General features: G+C 66.0%; 22 protein-coding genes, 2 pseudogenes and 1 riboswitch. Of the genes and pseudogenes, 11 read left to right on the top strand and 13 right to left on the bottom strand.

Annotated elements, in window-relative coordinates; genetic code table 11:
• Positions 1 to 213 precede the first annotated feature (213 nt).
• Positions 214 to 1,377, bottom strand: a complete 1,164-nt coding sequence (locus ACZK5G_RS00860) for an acyl-CoA dehydrogenase family protein (protein WP_134951103.1) — start codon at positions 1,375 to 1,377, stop codon at positions 214 to 216.
• A 315-nt stretch (positions 1,378 to 1,692) separates the two neighbouring features.
• Between ACZK5G_RS00860 and ACZK5G_RS00855 the strand changes: the two genes are divergently transcribed.
• From ACZK5G_RS00855 to ACZK5G_RS00840, 4 genes and pseudogenes are all read left to right on the top strand, one after another.
• Positions 1,693 to 3,369: an electron transfer flavoprotein-ubiquinone oxidoreductase gene (locus ACZK5G_RS00855; protein ID WP_032130141.1), complete on the top strand. Its 1,677-nt coding sequence runs from the start codon at positions 1,693 to 1,695 to the stop codon at positions 3,367 to 3,369.
• A gap of 65 nt (positions 3,370 to 3,434) precedes the next feature.
• A pseudogene (locus tag ACZK5G_RS00850) lies at positions 3,435 to 3,581 on the top strand (c-type cytochrome); the annotation flags it as partial.
• Positions 3,582 to 4,762: 1,181 nt separating this feature from the next.
• On the top strand, positions 4,763 to 5,035 hold the full coding sequence (locus tag ACZK5G_RS00845) for a type II toxin-antitoxin system RelE/ParE family toxin (RefSeq protein WP_239684336.1): 273 nt from the start codon (positions 4,763 to 4,765) through the stop codon (positions 5,033 to 5,035).
• Positions 5,032 to 5,379, top strand: coding sequence for a helix-turn-helix domain-containing protein (locus tag ACZK5G_RS00840; protein WP_049395288.1), 348 nt, complete (start codon positions 5,032 to 5,034; stop codon positions 5,377 to 5,379). Before ACZK5G_RS00845 ends, ACZK5G_RS00840 begins: the two co-directional genes overlap by 4 nt.
• 92 nt (positions 5,380 to 5,471) lie before the next feature.
• Here the strand turns inward: ACZK5G_RS00840 and ACZK5G_RS00835 are convergent, their stop codons facing one another.
• From ACZK5G_RS00835 to ACZK5G_RS00785, 11 genes are all read right to left on the bottom strand, one after another.
• Positions 5,472 to 6,509, bottom strand: a complete 1,038-nt coding sequence (locus ACZK5G_RS00835) for a phage portal protein (protein ID WP_049395287.1) — start codon at positions 6,507 to 6,509, stop codon at positions 5,472 to 5,474.
• Entirely contained in the window at positions 6,509 to 7,261 is a 753-nt protein-coding gene (locus ACZK5G_RS00830; RefSeq protein WP_049450320.1) for a hypothetical protein, read from the bottom strand. The genes ACZK5G_RS00835 and ACZK5G_RS00830 overlap by 1 nt, the downstream gene beginning before the upstream one ends.
• 73 nt (positions 7,262 to 7,334) lie before the next feature.
• The gene (locus ACZK5G_RS00825) at positions 7,335 to 9,191 is read right to left on the bottom strand and encodes a DUF927 domain-containing protein (RefSeq protein WP_478464996.1); all 1,857 of its coding nucleotides are present in this window, start codon (positions 9,189 to 9,191) and stop codon (positions 7,335 to 7,337) included.
• 58 nt (positions 9,192 to 9,249) lie between these two features.
• A complete protein-coding gene (locus ACZK5G_RS00820; protein ID WP_478464994.1) occupies positions 9,250 to 10,101 on the bottom strand; it encodes a toprim domain-containing protein in 852 nt (283 codons plus the stop codon).
• Positions 10,088 to 10,726, bottom strand: a complete 639-nt coding sequence (locus ACZK5G_RS00815) for a hypothetical protein (protein WP_478464992.1) — start codon at positions 10,724 to 10,726, stop codon at positions 10,088 to 10,090. Before ACZK5G_RS00815 ends, ACZK5G_RS00820 begins: the two co-directional genes overlap by 14 nt.
• Positions 10,723 to 10,938 (bottom strand): hypothetical protein, encoded by a 216-nt coding sequence (locus ACZK5G_RS00810; protein ID WP_049395282.1) that lies wholly within the window; start codon positions 10,936 to 10,938, stop codon positions 10,723 to 10,725. Before ACZK5G_RS00810 ends, ACZK5G_RS00815 begins: the two co-directional genes overlap by 4 nt.
• On the bottom strand, positions 10,935 to 11,144 hold the full coding sequence (locus ACZK5G_RS00805) for a hypothetical protein (protein ID WP_049395281.1): 210 nt from the start codon (positions 11,142 to 11,144) through the stop codon (positions 10,935 to 10,937). Before ACZK5G_RS00805 ends, ACZK5G_RS00810 begins: the two co-directional genes overlap by 4 nt.
• Positions 11,145 to 11,438: 294 nt before the next feature.
• Positions 11,439 to 11,723 carry an Ogr/Delta-like zinc finger protein gene (locus tag ACZK5G_RS00800; RefSeq protein WP_449156947.1) on the bottom strand — a complete coding sequence of 95 codons (285 nt, stop codon included), beginning with the start codon at positions 11,721 to 11,723 and terminating at the stop codon, positions 11,439 to 11,441.
• Positions 11,724 to 11,732: 9 nt separating this feature from the next.
• Positions 11,733 to 11,936: a hypothetical protein gene (locus ACZK5G_RS00795; RefSeq protein ID WP_312456796.1), complete on the bottom strand. Its 204-nt coding sequence runs from the start codon at positions 11,934 to 11,936 to the stop codon at positions 11,733 to 11,735.
• Positions 11,933 to 12,205, bottom strand: coding sequence for a helix-turn-helix transcriptional regulator (locus ACZK5G_RS00790; RefSeq protein ID WP_449156946.1), 273 nt, complete (start codon positions 12,203 to 12,205; stop codon positions 11,933 to 11,935). The genes ACZK5G_RS00795 and ACZK5G_RS00790 overlap by 4 nt, the downstream gene beginning before the upstream one ends.
• Positions 12,206 to 12,865: 660 nt before the next feature.
• A complete protein-coding gene (locus tag ACZK5G_RS00785; RefSeq protein ID WP_449156945.1) occupies positions 12,866 to 14,056 on the bottom strand; it encodes a tyrosine-type recombinase/integrase in 1,191 nt (396 codons plus the stop codon).
• A gap of 173 nt (positions 14,057 to 14,229) precedes the next feature.
• Between ACZK5G_RS00785 and ACZK5G_RS00780 the strand changes: the two are divergent.
• Positions 14,230 to 14,502, top strand: a pseudogene (locus ACZK5G_RS00780) (c-type cytochrome); the annotation flags it as partial.
• On the opposite strand, the gene ACZK5G_RS00775 reads toward ACZK5G_RS00780, so the two are convergent.
• Positions 14,496 to 18,095: an ATP-binding protein gene (locus ACZK5G_RS00775; protein WP_478464990.1), complete on the bottom strand. Its 3,600-nt coding sequence runs from the start codon at positions 18,093 to 18,095 to the stop codon at positions 14,496 to 14,498. The pseudogene ACZK5G_RS00780 and the gene ACZK5G_RS00775 overlap by 7 nt on opposite strands.
• Before the next feature lie 74 nt (positions 18,096 to 18,169).
• Here ACZK5G_RS00775 and ACZK5G_RS00770 point away from each other — a divergent pair, with 74 nt between their 5' ends.
• The 6 genes from ACZK5G_RS00770 to ACZK5G_RS00745 all read left to right on the top strand — a co-directional run bounded on the left by ACZK5G_RS00770 (position 18,170) and on the right by ACZK5G_RS00745 (position 26,339).
• A complete protein-coding gene (locus ACZK5G_RS00770) occupies positions 18,170 to 18,808 on the top strand; it encodes a response regulator (RefSeq protein ID WP_032130138.1) in 639 nt (212 codons plus the stop codon).
• 378 nt (positions 18,809 to 19,186) lie between these two features.
• Positions 19,187 to 19,957 (top strand): hypothetical protein, encoded by a 771-nt coding sequence (locus tag ACZK5G_RS00765; protein ID WP_478464988.1) that lies wholly within the window; start codon positions 19,187 to 19,189, stop codon positions 19,955 to 19,957.
• Between the two features lie 111 nt (positions 19,958 to 20,068).
• Positions 20,069 to 22,060, top strand: coding sequence for an XVIPCD domain-containing protein (locus tag ACZK5G_RS00760; protein ID WP_478464987.1), 1,992 nt, complete (start codon positions 20,069 to 20,071; stop codon positions 22,058 to 22,060).
• Positions 22,061 to 22,306: 246 nt separating this feature from the next.
• A complete protein-coding gene (locus ACZK5G_RS00755; protein WP_478464985.1) occupies positions 22,307 to 22,690 on the top strand; it encodes a glycine zipper 2TM domain-containing protein in 384 nt (127 codons plus the stop codon).
• 125 nt (positions 22,691 to 22,815) lie between these two features.
• A complete protein-coding gene (locus ACZK5G_RS00750; RefSeq protein ID WP_478464984.1) occupies positions 22,816 to 23,940 on the top strand; it encodes a phosphotransferase enzyme family protein in 1,125 nt (374 codons plus the stop codon).
• Between the two features lie 43 nt (positions 23,941 to 23,983).
• Positions 23,984 to 24,079, top strand: a riboswitch (TPP riboswitch).
• A gap of 70 nt (positions 24,080 to 24,149) precedes the next feature.
• Positions 24,150 to 26,339 carry a TonB-dependent receptor gene (locus ACZK5G_RS00745; RefSeq protein WP_478464983.1) on the top strand — a complete coding sequence of 730 codons (2,190 nt, stop codon included), beginning with the start codon at positions 24,150 to 24,152 and terminating at the stop codon, positions 26,337 to 26,339.
• Positions 26,340 to 26,346: the final 7 nt, after the last annotated feature.

The raw sequence follows: 26,346 nt of genomic DNA, 5'->3' as shown, positions 1-26,346 counted from the left end.
TACCAAAGGCAGGTCCAGGCCGCCGCCGAGAACCTCTGATGGCTGTGGATCGCTTCTGGAGGGTGCGGACCTTGGTCCGCACCGATGCCCGGTCGTGCGCTGAAGGAATGTGCCAACCAGGGTTGGCACCTACCAAAGCACATCCCAGGTGGCCGTGGCAGGTGCCATGTGCAGCAGATCCACGCCATGCGTGGATGGTGTTCCCCGCACCGCTCAGAACGCGCTGATGCCGGTCAGTTCGCGGCCGATCACCAGCTGGTGCACGGTCTCGGTGCCTTCATAGGTGATCACCGATTCCAGGTTCAGCGCATGCCGGATCGCTACATGCTCGGTGGTGATGCCGGCGCCGCCCAGCAGATCGCGACACTCGCGGGCGATGTCGATGGCCATGCGGCAGTTGTTCCACTTGGCCAGGCTGACCTGCTGCGGCTGCAGTTGGCCGGCTTCCTTCAGGCGGCCCAGCTGCAGCGCCAGCAGCTGCGCGGTGGTGATGCGGCGGGCCATTTCGGCCAGTTTGATCTGCGCGCTCTGCGTGGCGGCCAGCGGGCGACCGAACAGCACGCGTTCCTTGGCATAGCCCAGCGCCTCATCCAGGCAGGCAATGGCAGCGCCGATCGGGCCCCAGCTGATGCCGTAGCGGGCCTGGGTCAGGCAACCCAGCGGTCCCTTGAGGCCCTTCACGTTCGGCAGGCGGTGGCTGTCGGGCACGCGCACGTCGTCGAAGAACAGCGCGCCGGTCAGCGATGCGCGCAGGCTCATCTTGTGCTTGATCTCCTGCGTGGTGAAGCCGGCCATGCCCTTTTCCAGCACGAAGCCCTGGATGCCGTCCTCGGTCTGCGCCCAGACGATGGCCAGATCGGCCACCGGGCCGCTGGTGATCCACATCTTGCTGCCGCTGATGCGCCAGTCGCTGCCGTCGCGCACCGCGCGGGTCTTCATGCTGGCCGGATCGGAACCGCCGTGTGCCTCGGTCAGGCCGAAGCAGCCGATCAGCTCACCGCGCGCCATCGCCGGCAACCACTGCTGGCGTTGCTCCTCGCTGCCGTAGGCATAGATCGGGTACATGCACAGCGAGCTCTGCACCGAGACGAAGCTGCGCAGGCCCGAATCGCCGCGCTCCAGCTCCTGGCAGATCAGGCCATAGCTGACCGCACCGAGGTCGCCGCCGCCGTATTCGGCCGGCAGGGTGGCACCGAGCAGGCCCAGCGCGGCGATCTCCGGCACCAGCTCCGAAGGGAAGCGGGCCTGGTCGAAGGCATCGCCGATGATCGGCAGCACGCGCTCGTTGGTGAAGCGGGCGACGCTCTCCTGCACCGCGCGCTCTTCCTCGTTGAGCAGGGAACGGACATCGAACAGATCGTACGGATGCAAAGCCATGGCACTCACGCGCAGTCAGGACCCGGCCATTGTCGGTCATCCGCAAGCATCGCGTCTGGTAGGTGTGGACCTTGGTCCACACGGAAACGGGTCCGGGCGGTGAAACAATGTGCCAACCAAGGTTGGCACCTACCCGGCCACGTGCCCTACGCTGCACCGCAGCAATCATGACGTGAACATCGTCGATCTAGCTCGATCACGCGCGGCCCGGTACCCTGACACATTCAAACAACCGTTTCGCTCGTGGCTGCACGCGCGATTCCCAGGCACCGCCGGTGGCCCCGATGCCGGCCCTACCCACGAGTCATGCAATCGATGAGCGCTGAAGCCAACGCCCTGCCCCCGCGTGAAGTAATGGAGTTCGACGTGGTGATCGTCGGCGCCGGCCCCGCCGGCCTGGCCACCGCGATCCGCCTGCGCCAGCGCGCGATCGAAGCCGGCCGCGAACTGTCGGTGTGCGTGCTGGAGAAGGGCTCCGAACCGGGCGCGCACGTCCTGTCCGGCGCCGTGATGGATCCGCGCGCACTGACCGAACTGTTCCCGGACTGGGCCGAGCGCGGCGCACCGCTGAAGCAGAAGGTCACCCGCGACGAATTCCTGTTCCTCAGCGAAACCGGCGCACGCAGCACGCCCAATGCGCTGCTGCCGGAGTGCTTCCACAACGAAGGCAACTACATCATCAGCCTGGGTGAAGTGACCCGCTGGCTGGCGCAGCAGGCCGAAGCGCTGGAAGTGGCGATCTTCCCCGGCTTCGCCGCAGCCGAGGTGCTGTACGGCGACAACGGTGAAGTGATCGGCGTGGCCACCGGCGACATGGGCATCGAGAAGGACGGCAGCATCGGCCCGGCCTTCGAACGGGGCATGGCGCTGCAGGCCAAGTACACGATCTTCGCCGAAGGCGCACGCGGCCACCTCGGCCGCCAGCTGATCGCGCGCTACAAGCTGGACGAAGGCAAGGACCCGCAGGCCTACGGCATCGGCATCAAGGAACTGTGGCAGATCGACCCGGCCAAGCATGAGCCGGGCCTGGTGGTGCACGCCGCCGGCTGGCCGCTGGACAGCGACACCTACGGTGGTGCGTTCCTGTACCACGCCGACGGTGGCAAGGTCGCCATCGGCTACGTGGTCGGCCTGGACTACAGGAACCCGTGGCTGAGCCCGTTCGAGGAATTCCAGCGCTTCAAGACCCATCCGTCCATCCGCAAGCACCTGGAGGGTGGCACGCGCATCGGTTACGGCGCGCGTGCGATCACCGCCGGTGGCCTGCTGTCGCTGCCCAAGACCGTGTTCCCCGGTGGCGCGCTGGTCGGCTGCGAGGCCGGCTACCTCAACGCCAGCCGCATCAAGGGCAGCCATGCCGCGATCAAGACCGGCATGCTGTGCGCCGATGCCGCGTTCGACGCGCTGGCCGCCGACCGCCAGCACGATGAACTGAGCGCCTACCCGAAGGCGTTCGAAGCCAGCTGGCTGTTCACCGAACTGCAGCAGGCCAAGAACTTCAAGCAGTGGTTCAAGAAGGGCCAGACCGTGGCCACGCTGATGACCGGCGTGGAGCAGTGGCTGCTGCCGAAGCTGGGCGTGCGCAATCCGCCGTGGACCCTGCACCGCACGCAGCCGGATCACGTCTGCCTGGAGCCGGCGGCCAAGCACACCCGCATCGCCTACCCGAAGCCGGATGGCGTGCTGACCTTCGACCGTCTCAGCTCGGTGTTCCTCAGCAGCACCAACCACGACGAGAACCAGCCCAGCCACCTGACGCTGAAGGACCCCAGCATTCCGGTGAAGGTGAACCTGGCCGAGTACGCCGGCCCGGAAGCCCGCTACTGCCCGGCGGGTGTGTACGAGTTCGTCGGTGAAGCCGATAACGCGCGCCTGCAGATCAACGCGCAGAACTGCGTGCACTGCAAGACCTGCGACATCAAGGACCCGACCCAGAACATCGTCTGGGTGACCCCGCAGGGCGGTGGCGGCCCGAACTATTCGGGCATGTGATTGCTCCGGGCTGCGACCGCGTGTCGCAGCCCACCTGCCCCGCTGCGTCGCTATCCTGCCCGCCCATGCGTGCTTTCCGCCTGCTCATCACCATTGCTTTGACCCTGGCGGCCACGGCCTGCCAGCGCCCGCCTGCGGCACCGGCCACGCCGGAACAGGCGCAGCAGCAGGCCATGCAGCGCGCGTTCGAGCTGTGTGCCGGACTCCACACAACAACCGGCTAGCCATTGCTACATATAGATTTCGCCAAGAGTTGATTTGGAAGTTACCGCCACAATTACCGCCATCAGCGCAAAGCTTGGCCTGAGCGGCGGGCACTAGGGGCGTAACGGAATGCTGCTGCGCGTGCACCGGCTCTCAGCACGCGCAGCAGCGTGCTACCGCATGACGCCAGGACGTGGGATGGCGCAGCAGTGCGCGTAGCCAATGAGCGGCCACTGGTGGCGGCTGACAGTGAATCGGGCATACGGGCCTACAGGAGGCCCGCCGCAGTGCGCACCCCGGCGTGCGCACTCGTCTCCCCGCCACGCCTGCGCACTTCATAGGGTGCTTTTTCTGCACTACCTGCACACAGGGCAAGAACAGGCCCAGCATGGCTGTCGGGGGCACAGGGAGGCCACGCCAGTACCTGCGAATCCCTGCACCAAAGGGGGTTTCTGGCGGGGCACTGAGCGGCCAGATGGAGGCCAGATTTGCAGTGACCAGGGAGGGGTGAAAACAAGGCGTCCAACAGTGTCCAAGAAGAAAACATCCACTACTTACAGTGTTTCAGGAAGGCTATGAAATGAGGGTCTGTAACGCTTTTTTGGTTACACGCCCTGCGCAGGCACCATGGCCCCATCCCTCACCCGATTCCCTTGTCTCCCAAGGCTTTTACCCATATCCGCGCCTTCTTATCGCCTGCTATCTCCCGAATGTAATTTCTGACTGACTGTTTTTACTGGTTACAGTGGTAACACTGGTTACAGGCACCTAAAAAATTATAAATATCAATTGGTTGCACGAACGTGCAGCGCGCGCCAGTTCCTGGTTACAGCTGGTTACAGTGGTTACACCGCATGCCGTCGTGGAGCGCATGATCGATTGGCCTCCAGCCGCTGAACCAGGAGAGTCCCTTCTTCCCCGTATCGGCGCGCTGGCCAGATATACGTGACGGGCCATCGCCGCACCCGCCAACGACGCCAGCACGGCATGCCGCCAGGCGCACACCTTGCTGGCGGGCGCGGAGAGGGACGCTCCAGGCACGACCGATCCAAGCGGCGCCCCCTGAACGGATGTACATAAATAAGTACGCGGCAGGACGGCTCCGGCGTATACTGGACGCATGAAGACAGTCTTGGACGTCCGGTTCTACCGATCCGCCTCGGCCGATGAGCCTGTGCGGGTCTGGCTCATGAAGGAGGTCTCCGCCGAGGCGCGCAAGGCCATCGGTGGCGACATTAAGACGGTCCAGCTGGGTTGGCCCATGGGCATGCCACTGGTGCGAAAGATGGATGACCGGCTGTGGGAGGTGCGTAGTTCGATTCCCGAAGGAATTGCCCGCGTCATGTTCACCACCGTCAAGCAGGACATGGTGCTGCTGCACGGGTTCGTGAAGAAGTCACCGACCACGCCCAAGACCGACCTGGCACTGGCGAAGAAGCGTAGAGATGAGGTGATCAAATGAGCAAGAACAAGCACATCGGATCAAGCTTTGACGACTTCCTTGAGTCGGAAGGGCTGCTGGAAGAGTCGGCATCTGTCGCCGTCAAGCGCGTGATCGCCTGGCAGGTTGCTGAGGCCATGAAGGTGGCCAAGGTCAGCAAGTCTGACTTGGCCAAGCGCATGAACACCAGCCGTTCGCAGTTGGATCGCGTGCTGGATGAGGCCGACACCGGGCTCACGCTCGATACGCTCAGCCGTGCTGCTACCGCCTTGGGCTATCGAATCCATGTTGACCTGGTGCCGCCGAAACAACAGGGCGGCAAGCGGCGAAAGAACGCGGTAGAGCCCGCCATCTGCGCGGCATGAAGCAAAATAGGCCGCCCGTGGGCGGCCTATTGGGTAGCGCGGGCCGGAGCAGGCCGCACATCTGCGGCCGGCTCCGGCGTAGCGACAAGGCGTCAGGTTGCTAGGGGCGCCAGGTCAAACGGGGCGAAGGTAATAACCTCCTCGCCGATCCATTCGTTGACCATGGCCATCCGTGATTGCAGGGGTGCTAGTTCCATCGACGCCCACACGGTGGCGGCATCCCGAATCGAGCCGAATCCGCCCGCATTCTGAGGCACGATGCCGAGCAGCTGCGGCGGTATGCGCAGCGCCGCCAGAATGTCATCGCGGGTCACGCGCTTGATACCGGTGAATTCATCCTTGGCGGCCACTTCGCTGATCGGGATCAGCTGCAAGCCATCCTTCTTGCCATTGGGCGAGTGCACGAACAGGTTGCGGAAGTTGCCCGGACCACGCGAGTCTCGCAGCGCCTCGCGCAACGCGTCCACGTCCATACCCTCCGGCTGCGGGTCGGTCATGTAGAGGATGAACCCGGCGTGCGAGCCGTTGGTGTAGTACCTGCGGCGGAACAACGTCGCCGATTCATTGAGCAACGCCGACTGCACGACGGCCAGCCACTCCGGCATGCCGTAGATCTCCTGATCGGTATCGGCCTCACGGAGCTGGTGCACCGAACCGGGGGAAAACTCGTGTTCGGCCCTGCCAGCTCGCACCTGGAAGAACACACCGGGATCCACGCCACGGCGCGTGTACTGCGCCATCAGCGGGTGCAGCTGCAACAGCCGCCCGGAGTGCGAGATTTGCCGCCCCAGGTAGGCCATGCCGAACACCAGGTAATCCAGCGCCAACTGCGAGAACGCGGTACGGTCCAGCAGTCGATGCGGCACAAAGGTGCGCACCAGCATGTTGCGCTTGAAGATCAGGCCGCTGTGCAGGAACGGATTGGAGCGCGTGGTGCGCGACAGACCACTGAGGGTGATCGGCGGCTCGTAGTAGCGACCGTTGCGCCAGCACTCCAGGTAGTCGAACAACCCGCGCGAGTCCAGAACGGGGGTTGGATCACCAAAGGAAAAGGCCGTGACCGCCCCGGCAGCGCCCGCGCTGGGCGCGGGCACGACCTCACCGATAGCAGCATCGGCAGGGGAATCCATCACGCCGCGCCCCCAGCACTGAGCTGTGCCCGCAACTGTGAACGACGAATGGGGCTACTCACCAGCTCCATATCCACCGCGCTCAGGTCCATCGACGGCAGCGCCAACACTTGCGTCACCTGGTCCGTCACTGCGGCATCGTCCAGGCGATGGCGCACTGCGATGCCGAGACGACCAAAGAACCGACTGGCCAACTCATCGTCATAAACTGCATTCTGGAAGGTTCTATCCGATCTATCCGCCTTCGCGAACAGCGCGAAGGCCACCGCCAGGCTGTCACCCGCTTGCTTCAGCAACTGCTCATAGGTCTGATTGGCGGCTTCACTGATGACGCTGTTCGCCGTGCTGAGACAGCGGTTCGTGACCTCGGCCAACTCCAGATCCAGCTGAGGCAGCTCGGCCGCAATCTCACCTTCCATCGCCTCATATTCCTCAGCCAGCGAGAGCGCCGAGCGCTCATTCGCGCGGAGCTTCTGAATGTCGCGGGTCAGCGTGCCATCGCTCTCGCGCAGCTTGGCACCCCACTGCTGACGGGCAGCGGCGGCATCGCCCTGTGCGGCCTGCTTGGCACGCTGCATGGTATCGACCTTGCCCGCCAACGCTCGCTTGCGCTGCACCGCGCTGGCCAACTGCTGGGCCAATTCATTCAACCGCTGCCTATGCTCCGACACCGGCACCGTTACCTCGCTCCCATCCTCAAGGGGAGCAGCCTGCTGCGGGGTTGCGGTGATGATGGTCTGATTTTCGTTCATTTGGATTCTCCGTTGAAATTGCTTTAACTGGCTCACCGGCATTGCACCTGTAAGCGCTCGAAACGTGATTGGGTCAGTGGGCGCTGTCGTGCACCCTGCGTGGATCAAAGATGAAAAGACGCACCGTGCCTAAGCCTGGTATGCGCACCACTTGCGAAGGTCGGCCATCGCCACTGGGCTTGAGCCAACCGGCCTCCATCAGTGTTCGGGCGGCCAAGCGTGAATCGAAGCCTCCGCACAGTTCGCGGTTGAAGGCTTCCTGCAACACCATGTACTCGGTGACGCCCACCTCATCGAAGCGCCGGAAGCCCGCCCGATCGCGGACCGGTGGCGCTTCCTGGCCGTAGCGCAACGGCTCAAGACGACTTTCACCATGGGCCTCGAAGAACGCACGCACGCGCGAAAGCAGCGCGTCGGTGTCGGCACTGCCGGAACCGCCTCTGCGATGCAGCCATGCCTGAAAGCACGCCGCCACGCCCCGTGTGGCCTCACCCTTGGGCCAGCCGGTGATGCGGTGGCGGCAGCTGCTGGCCAACTCCCCGGCAAAGGCGACAACAGCAAAGCGCTCGGCCACGCGGCGCACCTCGCCGGAGGCGTCCTCAGGCACGTAGGTGGCCAGGAATCGGTCGGTGGATTCGCGCAGCTGGGCGGTCAGCGTGGGGCTGTCCTGCTGGGTCAGGTAGCCCATCCAGAGCGGCCACGGTGCGCCGTAGGTGCGCGCGGCGGCGTCCTTAAGCAGGGCGGATAGCGCGGCGCCGTCGCTGGCATCGTGCAGGCGCTCAAACACGCCGTGCCCGCCCTCGGCCTCCGCCGGTACGTCGGCCAGGCGCACGGACTGGCCCGCCCGTGCCTGCTTGCCCACCTCGGCCATGTGCTGGGCCAACCCGACCTCGCCCGCCGACAGGATCAGCACCCGCCAGCGTGCTGCTGCACGGGCCTCACCGGCCCGGTTGGCGCGGCTCTTGCCGTTGCCGTTGGCCAGCAGGTAGGCGGCATCACCGGCCTGCTTGGGATCGATCTGCGCCAGTTCATCCAGAATGAGCGTGGCATCGTTATGCAGCACGGCCACGCCTTCCAACCCGTTGGCCGTACTGCGCCACTCGCGGGCATAGTCCGGGGGGCCCACCACGCTGGCGGCCACGCGCAGCGCCGTGCTCTTGCCGCTACTGCTGCCGCCGACCAGGTGGAAGCCACCGCCTGTAGCGCCGGTAAAGTGCAGCAGCGGCCCTGCGAACATCGCCGACACCGCCAGCACCAAGCGCGAATTGTCCTGGCACCGCCGGGCCACGTCGCGCCGCCAGTCCTCCAGCGAGCCAACGGCCGCATAGTGGTGCTGCAATCCGCCGCTGTGCTGGTAGACCAGCCGTTCCTCGCCGGTGCCGTAGCTCTCACCGTTGGGCAGCACATATCGGCCCTCATGCCAACCTGGTACGGCCACGTTGCGGGCGCGGGTGTCGATGCGCTCCTGAATGATGTAGGCCAACAGGCGCTGCATGGTGTTGCGGTGGGCCGACATTTCCACGCCACCGGCGGCCAGCTGGCGCACGAACTCGCGCGGATCGCCCACCAGCATTTCGGCAGGTGCCGCCCACTGGTGGGGATGGCCATCGGCATCGGTCCAGGTCAGCAACCGCCCCCATTCCTCGCTCTGGCTGTTGCGGGTCTTGGCCTCGACCTTCAACGGCGAGCAGACAAACACCGGCTCGGCGGGCTCACCGTCCTCGGTGACGCCGACGTAGTACACGCCGGTCTCGTTGAGCTGGTAGTGCGCTCGTGCAGCGCCGCCATTGTCATTGCCGGAGGCATTCTTGCCACCCTTGGTCTTGCCCTTTGCACCCTTGCGCACGGCGCGCTGAATCGAGCCACGCACGGCACCGGTACCGGCATCCTTGGCGGCATCATTGAAATCGACAGATGTAACGTTGCTCATGCACGGGGCTCCAGTGCCACGTCGGCGCGCTGCGCCTTCGTATGGAAGAGGGGGATCATCAGGAGGTAGCCTTAGGGCGTGGCCGCGGCGGCATGGCCACCACTCCACCGACGGCATCGGCGGCGCGTTGGGCGTTGGCCACGCCCGGATTGATGCCCAGCCGGGCGGCGGTGGCCGCATCGTCATCGGCGCATACCACGATCACTGCCGAGGGGAACTTGGCGCGCAGAGCGCAGGCCACCGGCTCCAGGTTCCCGGCATCGAAGGCCACGGCGGTGGGGTGGCCGGTGGCCTCATGGATGCTGGCGGCGGTGGCATAGCCTTCGGCGATGCACACCACGTCGCTGACGGTACGGCCTACGGCGTAGTACAGCCCGCGCTTACGGCCACCGGCCAGGAAGCGCTTGCTGCCATCGGCGGCGATGGTTTGCAGGCTCCACAGTCGCCCCTGCGCATCACGCAAGGGCACCAGCAGCACGCCGTCCAGCTGCCGCAGGCCGTGCACGCCCACGCCCTTGGCCACCAGGTACGGATGATCGGCTGAGGCTGGGCTGGCGCGCTGCCAGCGCTCCCGCGCCTGCTGCCGGGCCACGGCCTGACGCTGGGCGCGCTCGGCCTGCTGCTGGCGCTGTGCACGCACCACGGCCTCGCGCAGCATCGCCCGGTCAGCCTCGCTCAGCGCCTCGCTGCCACCCTCGCACCAGGACTCATTGAGCCCGGTCCTCCAGTTGCCGTAGGCACCGGCCTGCGGCGGGCCTGCGTGCAGCACATACCAGCCGCTGCGCTGGCCGTTGCCATCACCGTCGGCGCGGACGCGGCACAGACGACCATCGGCCAGTACAGCATCGCCCGTACCCACGCATAGACCTGCCGCACGCAGTGCCGTAATGAATCCCTCAGGCCGCGTCATGGTCGGCCTCCAGCTGGCTGCTGTGCCGGGCGTTGGCCACCACAGCGGCCAGATCCTCATGCACGTAGGCGGCGCTGAACGCCACGGCGTCAAATGGAACGGCCATGCGCTCATCAACGCTGGCCAGCAGCAGGGCCGCCGAGCGCGCACGCTCCACGCGATTGAAGCTGTCCTCACTGATCCAGTAGCCATAGGGCATGGGCGCAGCGCTGGGCGCAGGCGCTTGCAGCGGCTCGGCAGCGGCCTGCTCGGCTTGCAGGTCCGCCAGCTGCAAGGCCATGCCTTGATCGAACTGTTCCTGCGACTGCGCCGGGGCGAACAACGACAGGCGCACGCGCACCCGCGCAGCAACGGTGGCCAGCTCCAGGCAATCGCGCTCCAGCGGCCACAGCAGGCGCTCACGCAGGCGGTCCTCCAACGGATGGCCTGCCAGCGCCTCATCCAATTCGCCACTGAGGATGGCCAGACGGCGCGAGGCCTTGTTGTGCAGCCGCTCGATGCGGCGGGCCACCTCGACAATATGGGAGGTGCGCTCGGCATCGAACCAGGCATCGGTGATGGTGGCGCTGAGTACGCCATTGGCCACGCCCGGCACGCCGGACACACTCACGGTATCGACGTTCATGCAGCCACCTCCGCATCACGGACCATGGCCAACAGCTGACCTACGGAGAGTGCTTCCAGTGCACCGTGGCGGCACTCCAAGGCGGCTACCAGCTGCGACAGCGCAGCCATCGGCATCGTGTGGATACGCTGCAACTGGCGCGCGGCACTGAACAGGTCATGCGTGGCGGCATCGTCGTTGGCGACGGCGGCATTCAGGGCAGAGACGTTCATCGCGCGGCCTCCTGGACGGTGGCGGCAATGGCGTGCTGCACCTCGCCCAGCGTCAACGCCTCGGGCACTTTGCCGATGGCCTCCAAGCGCGCAGTCAGCGCCAGCCAGAGGGAATGATTCCAATCGAGGGTGTCGGCGATTTCGCCGAGGTGATGAGCAATACGGGTAGCAAAGCGCGACGGCGCGACCAGGGTGTCGTGAGACATGGCGGGAATCCTTTGGAATGTTGGATTCCGCCACCGCGCTGCTAAACGAGGTGACGGACGGTACGCGGTTAGCAGACCGGCCAAAGGAACCGGCAGACCTTTCGATCTCCGCGCACCGCCCGCCGTAGAACTGGCAAGCAATCGCCCGCGACGACACAGCGAGCAATAAAAAAGCGCCGTGCATCGGTCGATGGGCGCTGGTGCGCCTTTGCTTCGGGCTGCTAAACCCGGTCGCCGATTGTGCGGCGACGGGGCAATGCTGCACCTGCGGGGCGTGCGTTGTCAACAGGCACATCATCGACGTGTACTGCGCTTGGCGCGCGGTGCTTCAGTGGCGTTCTCACTGAGCGCGCGGCGTTCTGCGGAATCGCTGAGCGGCAGGCAAATCTCGGCGCGCGGGCAGGCGCTTGGCACATGCGTACGCACGATCTCGGTGTAGGCGGAGAACGTGTGGCCGCACAGCGCATTGCGGCACTGGAGCACGGATTCACGCAGCAGCTTGGAATGCAGCACGCTGGTACGAACGATGGCGGGCGTATCGCAATGCGGGCAGCGCATGAAGGCTCTAGAACTGGTCATCGCAGCGCCTCAGCAGTCGGTGGTGGAACGGCTACCGGCGACACTGCGCGACAGTGCGATGCGCCCGCCTTGCTGGGTCCGGCTCTGGGAGAAATTCAGCGCCAGGTTCGGCTGTGCCACAGCCGTGCGCAGATGCTCGGCCAGGAACTTAGCCTCTGCCGGGCTGAGGCAGAATTTCTGGTTGGAGATGGTCAGGACGATGGCGTCTTTCATGGCTGCACTCGCTGATGGGTGTCGGGAATGTGGGTGGCAATCCACGCGTCCACGTCCGACTCCAGCCAGACGGTCACGCGCGGGGAAAGGGGGATCGATGCGGGGAACCGGCCACGCTTCATCAGCCAGTACAGGTGCGAGCGGGAAATGCCGGTACGGCTGAGCACGTCGGGCTTGCGCAGAAAGCGCTCACCGCGTGCGATTTCAGGCCGAGAATGATCGGCAGGCTGACCAGGTGCGGTCGCCAGAGGGGAGGGGGAACCAAGCATGTGAGAGGTGGCGGCGCTGACCTTGGGTCAACCGCCGCCGTGTGTTGTGGGCTTGGTTAGAGGCTAGAGACCGCCGCCACCGAACTCACGCGGCGCGCCGTGTAAGAGACCGGCTTACAAATCCCGCATGGGACGCCGATGGACGCGAGCGGACCCACGCCCTTGCGCTTTCGGCAATGCAGAGCGCTCCAACCAAGGCCGAACGACGCGCACGGCAGGTCGATGCGCGCAGCCGCGCAAGCATTCGCGGCGTTTGCCTTGGATAGGGTGGCGGCGCGTCCCAGACGAGACCGAAGGCCGCATCCAGCGGCGGCGCGCAACCAGGTGGATAGCTGCACGACACCGTGCTTAGGAGGAACCACTGTCGCCTCCACGGGTCGGTATGGAGACGCCCTGGCGCATGCCAAGGTTCATGCGACTGGCTGGAAATGGGCTGCGGCACGCCAGTTCGGCGGGGCCGCAGCATCTATCCGTATCCGTCCTATGCGGTCCGCCTGCCCGGCGTTGTAACCAGCGTAACCAGCTGTAACCAGGAAGTGGTGCGCGCCGCGCTGGCGCGCAACCGATTGATATTTATGACGTTTTAGGAGGCTGTAACCAGTGTTACCACTGTAACCAGCAAAAACAGTAAGTCAGAAATGAAAAAGCAGAAAAAGGGGGTCAGAGGGAGGTCCTCAGACCGTCCAAATAGTCCGCCCAGGCCTGCATCATTTTTGCCCGCTCGACCAGGTGAGCCGTACGGTTGTATGCCCGTCCGTTTGGATCACGCACGGCATGTGCGAGCTGGTGCTCGATGTAGTCCGGACGGAAACCCAGCACCTCATCCAGCACAGTACGCGCCATCGCGCGGAAGCCATGGCCGGTCATGGAACCAGATTCATAGCCCAGCCGACGCAGTGCGCCATTGACCGCGTTCTCACTCATTGGTCTTCCCTTGCCAATCATGCAAGGGAAGACGTACTTAGCCCGACAGGTCAAAGGGTGCAGCTCCCGCAAAATGGCAACAGCCTGCACTGCCAACGGAACGATGTGCGGTTGACCTGTCTTGCTGGCGGTGAAGCGCCACTGACCTGCATCAAGATCAATGTCATCCCACAGGGCATGGCGTAATTCGCCAGGACGTACAAATACCAAAGGGGCCAACCGTAGTGCAGCCTGGACCACAGGCGAGCCGTGATAGCCGTACGTTGCACGCAGCAGACCGGTGATCAGCGATGGGTCGGTAATACTGGGAAAGTGCTGCACGTCCGAGGAAGCAAGCGCACCTCTTAGGTCATCTGCCGGATTGCGATCCGCACGGCCAGTAGCGATGGCGTAGCGGAACACCCTGCCAGCTACCCCCCTAGCGAGGTGCGCAGATTTAACCGCGCCGCGCGATTCGATCCTTCGCAGTGCATCCAGCAGCTCCCGTGCAGATATTGAACTTACAGGGCAGCTGCCAACGTAAGGGTTCAAGTTTCTTTCAACGAGGCGTCGCTCATTTTTGATCCAATCAGCAGAGAGCTTCCCAGCTCGCATGGAAAAGTACTCCGCTGCAACAGCCTCAAACGTGCTGGCACTGCTCTCAACGATTGCCCTCTTTTGCGCCTTGCGATGCTCACCAGGATCGATGCCATCGGCTAGCAACTTGCGTGCTGCTGCGTGACGTTCGCGGGCGGTCGCCAGGCTTACATCGGGATAGGTGCCTAACGAAAGCGTATTGCGCTTCCCAGTCGCTGGACGACGGTAGTCCCAGCGCCACCACCTGGCACCGTCAGGGCGCAAAAGTAGATACAGGCCACCACCGTCACGGAGCTTCTGGACGGTGGCGGAAGGCTTGGTCTTACGGATAGCGGTATCGGTCAACGGCATGACGACGGTAACTTGAATTGAGGGAAGAGAGATTACCGCCAAAGATACCGGCAGAAAAATGCGGATCTGAGCGGATCGCATAGGACTCAATTGGACATAGAACAGGCGCAACACATTGATTTTATAAACATTATAGGGCCACAAAGGATCACATAGGACAATGAAGTGGCAGCTGTGCCGGCTGCCACACCGTGCAACCTGGTGGCATCCACCGCTTCGGACCCAATCTGCACGGCGTGATCGGCCGCCGCGCTGGCAGCCTGCCGGACTATGGCTATTCCGACGGCATGCGCCGCGCCGATATCACCTGGACCGCGCAGACCCTGGATGCGTTCCTGCAGTCGCCCACCCACGTGGTGCCCGGCACGCGCATGTACAACGCCTTCCCCAGCGCCGAACGCCGCGCACTGGTGATCGCCTACCTGCAGCAGCAGTCGGCTCAGTGAGCCAGGCGCTGCAGCTGTCGCTGCAGCCGTGCCACAAATTCCGCCACCCCCGCGAACAACGGCGCCACATCGGTTTCCGCCGCATCCTGCAGACGCTCCACCAGCGCATTGGCCTGCCCGGCCAGCACTGTCGCTCCCACCGCGCCCAAACCACCGGCCTGACGATGCAGGTGCAGTGCGGCCGCCTCGCGATCTCCAGCCTGCAGCGCGCGCTGCACGGCGGCAAGATCGCCCTCGCTGGCCTGCAACAGGCTGTCGCGCAGCTGCTCGGCCACCGCACGCGAGCCGAAGCGCCGCTGCAGGCTGTCCAGATCGGGCAGCGCCCCAGCATCGTCGGCAGCGGACCCGGCCTGCGGCTCCTCGAACGACTGTCCCTGCGCCTGCGGCAACCAGCGCAGCAGTGCGGTGCGCAGCGTGGCCAGTGACAGCGGCTTGGCCAGCACTTCGTCCATGCCGGCCTCGCGGCAGCGCCGTGCATCGTCATCCAGCACGCTGGCGGTCAGCGCCAGCACGGTCAGCCGCGGCTGGCCGTTGCGGCCCTCGCGTTCGCGCAGCAGGCGGGTGAAACCGAAGCCATCGAGCACCGGCATCCGGCAGTCGGTGATCACCAGATCGAAACTCTCCGACGACAGCCGATCCAAGCCCTGCTGGCCGTCACCGACCATCACATGCGGCACCCCCAGCTGCTGCAGTCGCCAGGCCATCATCGCCTGGTTGGTCGGGTGGTCTTCGATCACCAGCACCCGCGCCTGGCGCAGCGCCGGCGGCAGCAGCGAGGCCTGTTCCTGCTCGGCGACCAGCGCTTCCACATCACCGCTGCCGGCTTCCACCAGCGACAGCCGCACCTCGGCGCGGGTCCCTTCGCCCAGCGTGCTGTGCAGCTCCAGCTCGCCGTCCATCATCTGCACCAGGCGCTGGCAGATGCTCAGGCCCAGGCCGGTACCCCCATGGTCGCGCTGGATGTAGGCACCGGCCTGAGTGAACGGCGCAAACAGGTGCTGCAGCTGTTCCGGCGCGATGCCGATGCCGGTGTCGGTGACGCTCAGGCACAGCGGCTGGCTGCCGTCTTCGGCGGTCGGCCCCAGCACGTCCAGCTGCAGCCGCACTTCGCCGCGCACGGTGAACTTGATGGCGTTGCTGAGCAGGTTGAACACGATCTGGCGCAGGCGCACGCCATCCACTTCGTGCGCGGCCGCCAGCTGCGGGTCGATCTGCACGTGCAGGTCCAGCCCACGTGCACTGGCCTGCGCCGACAACAACCGGCACACGCTTTCCAGCAATGGCCGCAGCGGCTGCGGCACCGGTTCCAGGCGCAGTGCGCCGGCCTCCAGCCGCGAGTAGTCAAGAATATCGTCGAGGATCTGCCGCAGCATCTGCGCCGAATCCTCGATCACCCCGAGGATGCGCTGCTGCTCGGCATCCAGCGGCGAATGCGCCAGCACTTCCAGCATGCCCAGCACGCCACTCATCGGCGTTCGGATTTCATGGCTCATGGTCGCCAGGAAACGCGACTTCGCCTCCGCCGCCTGTTCGGCGTCGGCCTTGGCCGCAGTCAGGGCCTCGGCCTGTGCACGCGCCTCGCTGACATCCACCCAGTATCCACTCCAGGTGACCACGCCCGCTTCCGCCGCATAGGGATGGGCCTGGCTGCGCACCCAGCGCGCGCCGGTGCCTTCAGGTCGCAGCCGGAACTCGAGAACAAGCGGTGCGAACTGGCGCGCCGCCTGCTCGACCGCATGCAGGATGTGCTCGCGGTCGTCTTCCTCGATGCGCTCCAGCAGGCACATTGCGTCCTGTTCGGCCTGCTGCCGGCTGATCCCGAACAACGCCTGCAGGTCACCGGCAATGAACGGGAAGCTGAGCGTTCCGTCTGCCGCGCGGCGAGCCTGATAGACCACGGCAGGCAGGTTGTCGGTGACTTCGGCCAGGCGCTGTTCCAGGTGACGCCGTCCGGCCACCTCGCGGCGCAGCCGCCAATGCCCGATGGCGTGCACCAGCAGCGCGGTGAGCAGCACCAGCAGCAGCGGCACGCCCCAGCGCATCGCGCTGTTCCAGTCCAGGCCGTTGCGGTACTCGACGGCCAGCCAGTCCCCGCGCAGGGCCTCGCGCTTGCGCGGCGTCATCTGCAGCAGCAGGCGGTCGAAGGTGGTGGCCAGGGCGGCATGGCGGCGCTCAACCGCCAGCACCAGCTGATCGTTGAAACCTGCCGGTGCCGCCACCTGCAGGCGCCCCGGGAAGCGGCTGCGCAGCAGATGGTCAACCAGTGCCAGGTTGCCTACGTAGGCATCGGCGTCGCCATTGATCAGGCGCTGCAGGGCCTGTTCCGCGCTGCGTGCCGCGATGATCCGCGCCTGCGGCGCCTGCTGCAGCACATAGCCACGCACACGTTCCGGATCGGACAGCAGCACCCGCTTGCCCTGCAGGTCGGACAGGCCCAGCAACGCCGGGCTGTCACGCCGGCTGACGATCACGTTCGGCACGCTGATGAAGGGCTGGCTGAACACCCAGTCCGGGCCCAGGTAGCGAGAATCGGCAGGAATGCCCATCACCGCCTGCAGCTCGCCGCGGCGTGCCTTCTCGCGCACCTCGTACCAGTCATGGCTGTTTTCCACCTGCAGGTTGGCGCCAGCCTGCAGCAGGCGCCGCAGGTATTCGCTGGCCAGGCCACTGGGGTTGCCATCCTGGTCCGCGAACGACAGCGGCGCCGCGTTCGGCGCGAAGCCGATCTTCAACGGCTGCTCCAATACCCGTTTCTCGGCCTGGCTCAACGCCAGCTGTGCCGATGCCGACCACTGCGGAGGTGGCAGCCAGCGCTGCGCCAGGGCATCGCGCTGGGCCTGGCTGGTCGCAGCCAGTGCCAGGTCCAATGCTTCGGCCAACGGCTGCTTGCTGTTGGGAACACCGAAGTGCAGCCGTTCGGGCGGCAGATCGCTGGGACGCAGCAGCACGACCCCCTGCAGGTCCTCGCGTGCGATCAGTTCGGTGGCCACGTAGGCATTGCCGATGTAAACGTCTGCCTTGTCGTCTCTGACCATCTCCAGCGCCGCCAACGAGCTGTTTGCGACAAGCTGTCGTGCCCGGGGAAAGCGCGCCCGCACCTGCGGGCCGGTCAGGAAGTCCTGCTCGATCACCACCCGCAGTCCATCCAGGTCGGGGATGTCGGAGGCACGCAGGTCATCCGGGCGTCCCACCAGGGCCAGCGCTGCCTCGCCATAGGCGGCGGTATAGACCATGCAGCGGGTGCGGTCGGCACTGAGACCGACATTCATCACTACATCGATCTCGCCACGACATGCCGCATCCAGCACGGATGTCCAGTCGGGATAGCGCCGCGCCTCCACCTTCACGCCCAGCTGACGGGCGAGAAGCGACAGATAATCCGGGCCCAGGCCGACCTGCTGGCCATCACGGAGGGACTCGAACGGCGGCCAGCCACTGTCATACTGGCCCACGACGATGCTCGGATGCGCGGCAAGGTACTCGCGCTGCAGCGGGCTGAGCGGCAACAGCCCAGGCACTGCCTGTGCCAGCGCCGCAGGCAGCACCAGCACGGCCAGCAGCAGGACCAGCCCGCGAACAGCCCAGCTACGCATCGGCGTTGATCTCCTAGAATCTGCCAGGAACCGCGATGGTCGCGGTCCGGCGTGCCCGGTGGCCATACTAGAGCATGAGCTTGCGCATCATCATCGCAGACGACCACCCGGTGGTCCGTATCGGTACCCGTGCCGTCATCGAATCGAGCGGGGTGGGCCGCGTGGTCGGCGAAGCCGACAGCGCGCAGGCGCTGATGGCCCTGCTCGGCAGCCAGCCCTGTGACCTGCTGGTCACCGACTACTCCATGCCGGGCAGTCCCCAGGCCGACGGCTTCGCCATGATCGGCATGATCCGCCGCCGTCATCCCGACCTGCCGGTGCTGATGCTCAGTGTCTCCAACAACCTGGCGATCCTGCGCATGGTGCTCGACAGCGGCGTGCTCGGCCTGGTCGACAAGAGTTCGTCGATGGACGAACTGCCACAGGCCATCCAGGCGGTCTACCGGGGCCAGCCCTACATCAGCCGCAGCCTGCGCGAGCGGGTCGAGGCCGCTGGCAGCTGGCGCATGCGCGAGGGCGACGGCAAGCCACTGTCGCCACGCGAGGTGGAGGTGCTGCGGCTGCTGGGCACCGGCATGACCGTGAAGGAAATCTCGCTGCAGCTGCACAAGAGCGTCAGTACCATCAGCCGGCAGAAGGGTGACGCCATGCTCAAACTGGGCCTCAAGGGCGACGCCGAGCTGTTCGATTACCTGCGCGACGGCAAGATCTGAGAGCCAGATCACACAAGAAGGGCAGCTGCCACCGCCCTCTTTGACCGGCCGCCGATCTGTGCCAAGATGGTCCGGCATGAGTTCTCAATGCGAGGTCGAAGGAATCGACCGGCTCATGTCCTCGCTCCCGTCCCTGGTGGACGTGGCGCGGTTTCCTGCCGGCCGTCTGGCCCGGCAACGCTGACCATGGAGAGGCGCATGCATCATCCCCCCAAGCTACGTTGGACCCTGCCGTTGCGGCCTCTGCGCGCATTCGCGGCGTGCCTGCTCGTCTCTCTTTCCGCTGCCGCCTGCAGCGCCGCCGATCCGGCCCCCTCGTCCTCCCAGCCCGGCGCCTCTGCGCAGGCTGCCAATGCGCCCCGACAGGATGTTGCCCCGATGCAGACCCCCACCCCCGATGCCGCCGCCACCCCGCCCGACGCGCCGACCGTGATGTATTTCACCTACCAGGTGGACGGCGATGGCGCGACCTCCTATGAGGTCCAGAACGGCAGCGTGGCGACCTTCTGGTTCGGCCACACCTTCATTCTCGATGGCACCACGTACTACACGGGTTTCTCCTGGGATACCCGCGAGCACTACGGCAAGCCGGGCGAGCAGACGCCGGCCGGTCCGGATGACCGCGCCAACCTTGCCGAGGCCACCTTCGTGCTGGCCGGCACCGACGCCAGGAAGCCATGGAAGTTCCGTGGCCAGGAATGGACCATCGGCGCACTGGGCGCGTACGACAAGGCCGACGATGTCGATACCCGGCGCAAGCCGCTTGAACATCGCACGGCCGATGGTCGCCTGCTGCTGGCGGTGCCGACCAGCAGCTTCGACCGCGGCATCAGCAGCACCGGCTATGCGCTGCTGCTGTTCAACCCCAGGCGCAGCGAAGACGACGTGGACAGCAAGGTCTGGCGCTATGTCGGTTCAGTGCGCACGGGTGAGGACAACAGTGCCGCCTGCGACGACGGCAACGTGATGCCCTGCACCGACAGCGATGGCGAACTGGCCTTCGCTGCCGACGGCAACGGCCTGCCGCGACTGACCGTGACCTTCAAGGGCACCACCATCGAAGGCCCCGGCAAGACCCGCGCACTGGGTGCCGGCGACGCCGTGCACTACACCTTCAACAGCGCGACCCAGCAGTACGTCGCGCCCTGATAGCACCCGCCACGCGCGGGTTCCCTGTTGACCGACATGTTCTTGACTCACGGATGAGTCCGGTTGGCGATTCGCGGCACGCGCCGCTCCATCAACCCCGAGGAAAACGTCATGGCACAGCATGACTACAGCAGAAAGGAAGTCCTGGACATCGTCGAGCAGGTCGCCAGGCAGAAGGGCATCCCTGTGGATGACTTCATGCGTTTCGCGCACATCGAGACCGGCGGCACCTTCAACGAGCGCGCCCACAACACCTCATCCGGCGCCAAGGGCCTGTTCCAGTTCGTGCCCGGTTCCGCGCGCCAGTACCACCTGACCGGCCACGAGTTCGACCCCACCCGCAACACCGAAGCGGCCGCACAGATGTACCAGGACAACCTGGACTCGATGGCGCGCCGCAACGAGCGCACCGGCAACCCGTACCTGTCCGGGGGCAACACGCCCACCGGCCTGGACCTGTACCTGGCCCACCAGCAGGGCAGCGCCGGCTACGGCTCGGTGCAGACTGCCATTGCCACCGGCACCTTCGGTGTGGTCCGCAACAGCCACGGCGACGAGATCAACATGCGCCGCAACGTGCTGAACCAGATCGGCTCCGACGCGAAGGCGCTGACCGGCCACACCCTGGCCGAGATGCGCGGGATGAACGATGGCGACCTGGCGCGGACGTTCTCCAGCTACTACATCCACAAGTACGCGGCGATCAGCATTCCGGAAAAGAACATCGAACCGCAGGCGGTGGCGCAGGGCCAGGGCCAGACCCCGGCAGCGCCTGCACAGGCCAGCGCAGCCGTGGCGGCGGGTGCAGCCACGCTGGCGGCAACCGCAACGGCGGCTGCCACGCCGAAGCCAGGCATTGAACTGCAGGCCGCCTACGAGGCCGGCGTGAAGTACGACGACGTCAAGTACGCCATCAACATTCCGGGCCACGCGCTGTACGTACCGGGCAAGACCGGCAAGAACGTGGAGCAGGGTTACATCGACTGTTCCGGCTGGGTCGGCACGCTGCAGAACCGGACCATGGACGAGATCAACCAGAAGGCCGGGCACGCGGTGTTCAGCAAGGCTGATCGCATCGATCTGGGCAACCTCGGTTCCGGTGGCATCGTGCGCAAGGCGTTCGACCAGTCCGGCGTGCTGCTGGACCGCGACGCGATCCTGAAGCCCGATGCGCTGAAGGAAGGCATGATCATCGGCCTGGATACGGCCAGGACCCGCCATGAGCACTGGAACGGCATCGACCACATCGTGATGGTGGTGCGCGACCCCAACACCGACAAGCTGCTGATCAGCCAGTCCACCGGCAGCAAGGGCGTGCACACCATGCCGGTGGAGGACTACCTCAAGCAGGTGAAGGACCACCCGAACTGGAAGCTGTACGCCTCCGATCCGCTGTCCAAGGCGCGCGACCTGCTGGAAAACCGCACCCAGTCGCACGAGCAGACCCAGGGCAAGCCTGCGCCCGAGCACAAGGCCGCTGCCACGCCGCACGCCGAACTGTACAAGCAGGGCGCGCACAGCGAGGGCGTGCGCAAGGTGCAGGAGCAGCTGGGCCACCTGGGCTACGTCGGCGCCGACGGCAAGCCGCTGGTCGAAGATGGCCGCTTCGGCCGCAACACCGACGCGGCAGTGCGCCAGCTGCAGAAGGACAACGGCCTGGTGGTCGACGGCATTGTCGGGGCGAAGACCCTGGAGGCAATCAAGGACGCACGCGAACGGCCGTTGCTGAACGACGAGCGGCACCCGCGCAATCCGTTGTTCATCCAGGCCAGCAAGGGTCTGGAACTGCTGCCGGCCGGGACCTTCAAGGACCGCCACACGCTGGAAAGCGCTGCTGCGGCTTTGACCAAGGAGGCGCATGCCGCCGGCCTGCAGCGCATCGACTCGGTGGTGCCCAGCCCGAACGGTGAGCGCCTGTTCGCCGTGCAGGGCACCATCGGCGACCCGGCCGCCAGCCGCGTGGCGGTGGAGACCCGTGCCGCCAGCGAGCAGAGCCTGGCGCTCAGCAGCGGTGCCGTGCAGGGCGCGCCGAACGTGCTGCATCAGCAGCAGGACGCCCAGCAGGAGCAGGCCCGGCAGGCCCAGAAGGCGATGGGCGTCTAAGCCCGCGGCGCCTTGGGAGAGAAGGGAGGGCCACGTCCGCGTGGCCTTTTCCCTTTCTGCCAGCTGAGCGGCCGAGGCCGCTTTCAGCCTTGCTTCATGCCGCCTGCCGCTAGATGAATGCGCAAGCCGCACGGTGGACCAGGCAATGTTCCGGCAATGTTGGAACGCCAGCGTGGACATCACGGCAGCCGGGGCGCCCCGCGCCCTCCCTGCCCAGCGTGGCATGCACCTCACAGGAGAACGAACATGCTCAGTACTTCCGCACTCAGCTTCCGTGGTCTGGCGATGACCCTGGCACTGGTGGCCGGTGTGGCCGTGGTCAGCGATGCCAGCGCGATGTCGAGGAAGGACAAGCGCACCCTGGTCGGCGCCGTGGTCGGTGGCGTGGCCGGCAACCTGCTCTCCAACGGTGATCCTGCTGCCACTGTCGGCGGTGCCGTGGCCGGCGGCGCGATCGGCAACCTGACCACCTCCGACCGCCGCGATCGTCGTTACTACGACAATCGCCGTTACGACCGTGGCTACTACCGCAGCGGCTACTACGACCGCGGTGACGACCGTCGCTGGCAGCGCGAGCGCTACTACGACAACCGCTACTACCACGACCGCGGCCGCCATCGCGGCTGGTAAGCAGCGCGGCATCCCCCATGCCGATGCACGGACGGGCGGGTCGATGAACCGCCCGTTTGCGTTGGCCGCGTGCATGGCGTTGAATGCGCAGCCTTGGATGTGACTTTCCCCACTGGGGCTGCGGCATGACTTCTTCCTCCCACCGCGTGCAGGGCCTCAACAACGACGAGGTTGCTGCCGACTGGCCACCGATCAGCACCGCAGACCTCGCGTGGCTGCGCCAGCGCTTTCCGCAGCTGGATGCGGGCAGCCAGCCGCACTGGCACAGTCCTCGACCGTTGTCGGCCGCCGCCATCGTCAATGGCACGCGCGGACCGGTGTTCATCAAGCGCCACCACCACAGCGTTCGCAGCGCCGCCTGCCTGGAAGAAGAACACCACTTCATCGCCCATCTCGCTGCCGCCGGCGTACCGGTGGTGCAGGTGCTGGCGGCAACCGATGGCCACACCGCAGTAGAGCACGGCGAATGGACCTTCGAACTGCATGCCGTGGGCGTGGGCGAGGACCTGTACCGCGATGCCGTGTCGTGGTCGTTGCTGACCGATGTCGCGCAGGCCCGCGAAGCCGGCCGCATGCTGGCCCGGCTGCACCGTGCCGCCGTCAGCTATCACGCGCCACAGCGCAGTACCCATCTGCTGGTCGCGCGCGACGATCTGATCCGCGCCGACGATCCCATCGCCGCGATCAAAGCCGAACTGCCCACACGACCAGGGCTGGCCCGCTATCTCGCGCGCATTCCGTGGGAAGCACAGCTGCAGCGCGACGTGCTGCCTTGGCACACGGGCCTGGCCGAGCGCCTGCGCGACGAGCCACGGCTGTGGGCGCACAACGACTGGCATGTCTCCAACCTGCTGTGGCGCGACGGGCAGGTCAGCACCGTGCTGGATTTCGGCCTGGCTTCGCCCACCAGCGCACTGTTCGACCTCGCCACCGCCATCGAGCGCAACGCAGTGGCCTGGCTGGAACTGGAGCGCGGCATGGAGGCGGTGCGCATCGACATCGCACTGGCGTTGCTCGACGGCTACCGCGAGGTGCTGCCGCTGTCGGCGGCACGCGTGCAGCTGCTGGCCGACCTGCTGCCGATGGTCCATTTCGACTTCGCACTGTCCGAAGTGGAGTACTTCGAAGGCATCACTGGCTCCACCGCAAACGCGGATGTGGCGTGGCAGCCGTTCATGCTGGGGCATCCGGCGTGGTTCCACAGCGCGCCGGGACAGGCACTGCTGCAGGCGTTGCACGCGGCAGCCTGAAGGGCACCGGCTCGCAAATCCGTACCATTTGTAGTGAAATGGTCACCTGAAGCGGGGGTGCCTGGATCTGCCAGGCTGAGAGAGTCCCTTGGAACCTGATCCGGTTTGCACCGGCGTAGGGAGCTTTGAGCCGCAGCCACACCCCCGTCATGGGCCGGTGCACCTGCGCGCCGTCGCTTCGTCTCCCTTGTTGTCCGAAGACGAACCGAATGAACCGCTGCCTGCGCCCCACCCTGCTCTCCCTCGCCCTCTGCGCCGCCTTGCCGCTGCATGCCAGCGAGGCCGACGCTGCCACCGATGCGGCTGCCACCGGCGCCGAGCGCTCGCCCACCGAACTGGCGGCAGTGCGCGTGCAGGCCGGCAAACCCAAGGCCGATACCTCACGCGTGAACGCCTTCGGTGGTGGGTCCTGGAAGGACACCCCGGCCTCGGTGAACGTGCTCGAGCGCGACTACCTCGACCGCCGCCAGGTGCGTTCGCTGTCCGAGCTGGCCAGCAATGATGCCTCGCTGGGTGATGCGTATGCGCCGGTGGGCTACTACCAGAACGTCGCCATCCGCGGCTTTGCGCTGGATGCCGCCACCGGCTACCGCTTCAACGGCCTGTCCATCGCCGGCGAACAGCGCCTGGCGCTGGAGAACGTGCAGTCGGTTGAGATCCTCAAGGGTGAAGCCGGCCTGGCCGCGGGTGTGATGGCGCCCGGCGGGATCATCAACTACATCGGCAAGCGCCCGGCCGAAGTGCGCACCGCCACGCTCGGTACCGACTCGGAAGGCTCGCGCTACGTCGCCGTCGATGTCGGCCACTGGATCACCCCGCGTTTCGGCCTGCGCCTGAATGCCGCATGGGATTCCAGCAATTCCTACGTCGAGCACGCCGATGGCCGTCGCAACTTCTACTCGCTGGCCGCCGACTGGCTGATTGGCGAACGCGGCAAGCTGGAAGTGGATGCCAACTACCAGACCAGCTCGCAGCGTTCGGTGTCCGGCTACCAGCTGCTGGGCGCGCGTGAGCTGCCGCACGGCGTGGATCGCGAATTCCTGCTCGGCTACCAGCCGTGGCAGCGCCCGGTGGATATCGCCAGCACCAACATCACCGCGTTGCACACCTACGACTTCAACGATGCCTGGCAGTCGCGCGTCTCGGTCGGCCACAGCCGTTCGGTGATCGATGACAACGTCGCCTTCGCCTACGGCTGCTACTACGCCACGCAGTGCGCCGATGGCAGTGTGCCGGGCAACTACTTCGCGCCCAATGGCGATTACGACGTCTACGACTACCGCAGCCCGGACGACACCCGCCGCAACCAGCAGGCCCGTGCCGAGCTGCGCGGCCGCTTCGAGACCGGCAGCGTCGGCCATGAGCTGACCTTCGGTGCCGACTACTTCCGCCGCACGGTGGACAAGCGCCCGAGCGTCAACGAGTACGTCGGCACCAGCAACATCCACGACGCGCAGGTGCCGGTGTTCGCGCCGTCGCCGAAGATGCCCGGCCCCTCCGCACGGCGCCTGGACAGCCGCCAGACCGCGTTCTTCGCGCTGGACCGGATGAGCTTCGGTGATGACTGGCAGTGGCTGGCCGGCGGCCGCTTCGTGCGCCTGGACGAGCGTGCCTACGACAAGCGGGGCACCCCGCAGCGGCACAGCCGCCTGTCGCGTTTCCTGCCGCAGACCGCCGTGGTGTGGAAGGCCACCGATCAGCTCAACGCCTATGCCAGCTACGTGCGCGGCATCTCGCTGGGCCAGGAAGCGCCGTTCTGGACCAGCAACGCCGACACCTTCCTGCCGTCGGTGCAGTCGCGGCAGCTGGAAGTGGGCGTGAAGTACGTGCCGGTCGAGGCGCTGACGCTGGGCGCAGCCGTGTTCCGCATTTCGCAGCCGTACCAGTACGCCAGGCCGGACAACAGCGAGGTCGGCTACACCTTCGTTGAGGAAGGCACGCAGACCCACACCGGCCTGGAGCTGACCGCCAACGGCCAGCTGACCGATGCGCTGCAGATCGTGGCCAGCGCCAGCGTGCTGCAGGCGCGCGCGCGCGACACCGGCACCCCGGCCTATGAAGGCCATCAGCTGGTGAACGTGCCGAAGGTGCGCGCCAGCGTGCACGTGGCCTATGCGCTGCCGTTCGTGCAGGGCCTGGATGTGACCGGTGGCTGGCGCTATGCCGGTGCCAATGTCGCCCGCGCCGATGGTGATGTGCGCGCACCGGACTACTCGGTGTTCGATGCCGGCCTGCGCTTCCAGCATCGCCTGCACGAACGTGCGGTGACCTGGAACCTGTCGGTGGACAACGTGTTCAACCGCTTCTACTGGCGCGATACCGGCAGCAGTGGTGGTGACTATTACCTGTTCCCCGGCGCACCGCGACAGGCCCGCCTGTCGGTGACGTTCGCGCTGTGAGCGGCGT

It is taken from the genome of Stenotrophomonas sp. 62841_Sma, from assembly GCF_056482945.1.
The sequence above is the reverse complement of the archived record's forward strand: the minus strand, read 5'-3'. Positions and strand labels throughout refer to the sequence as shown.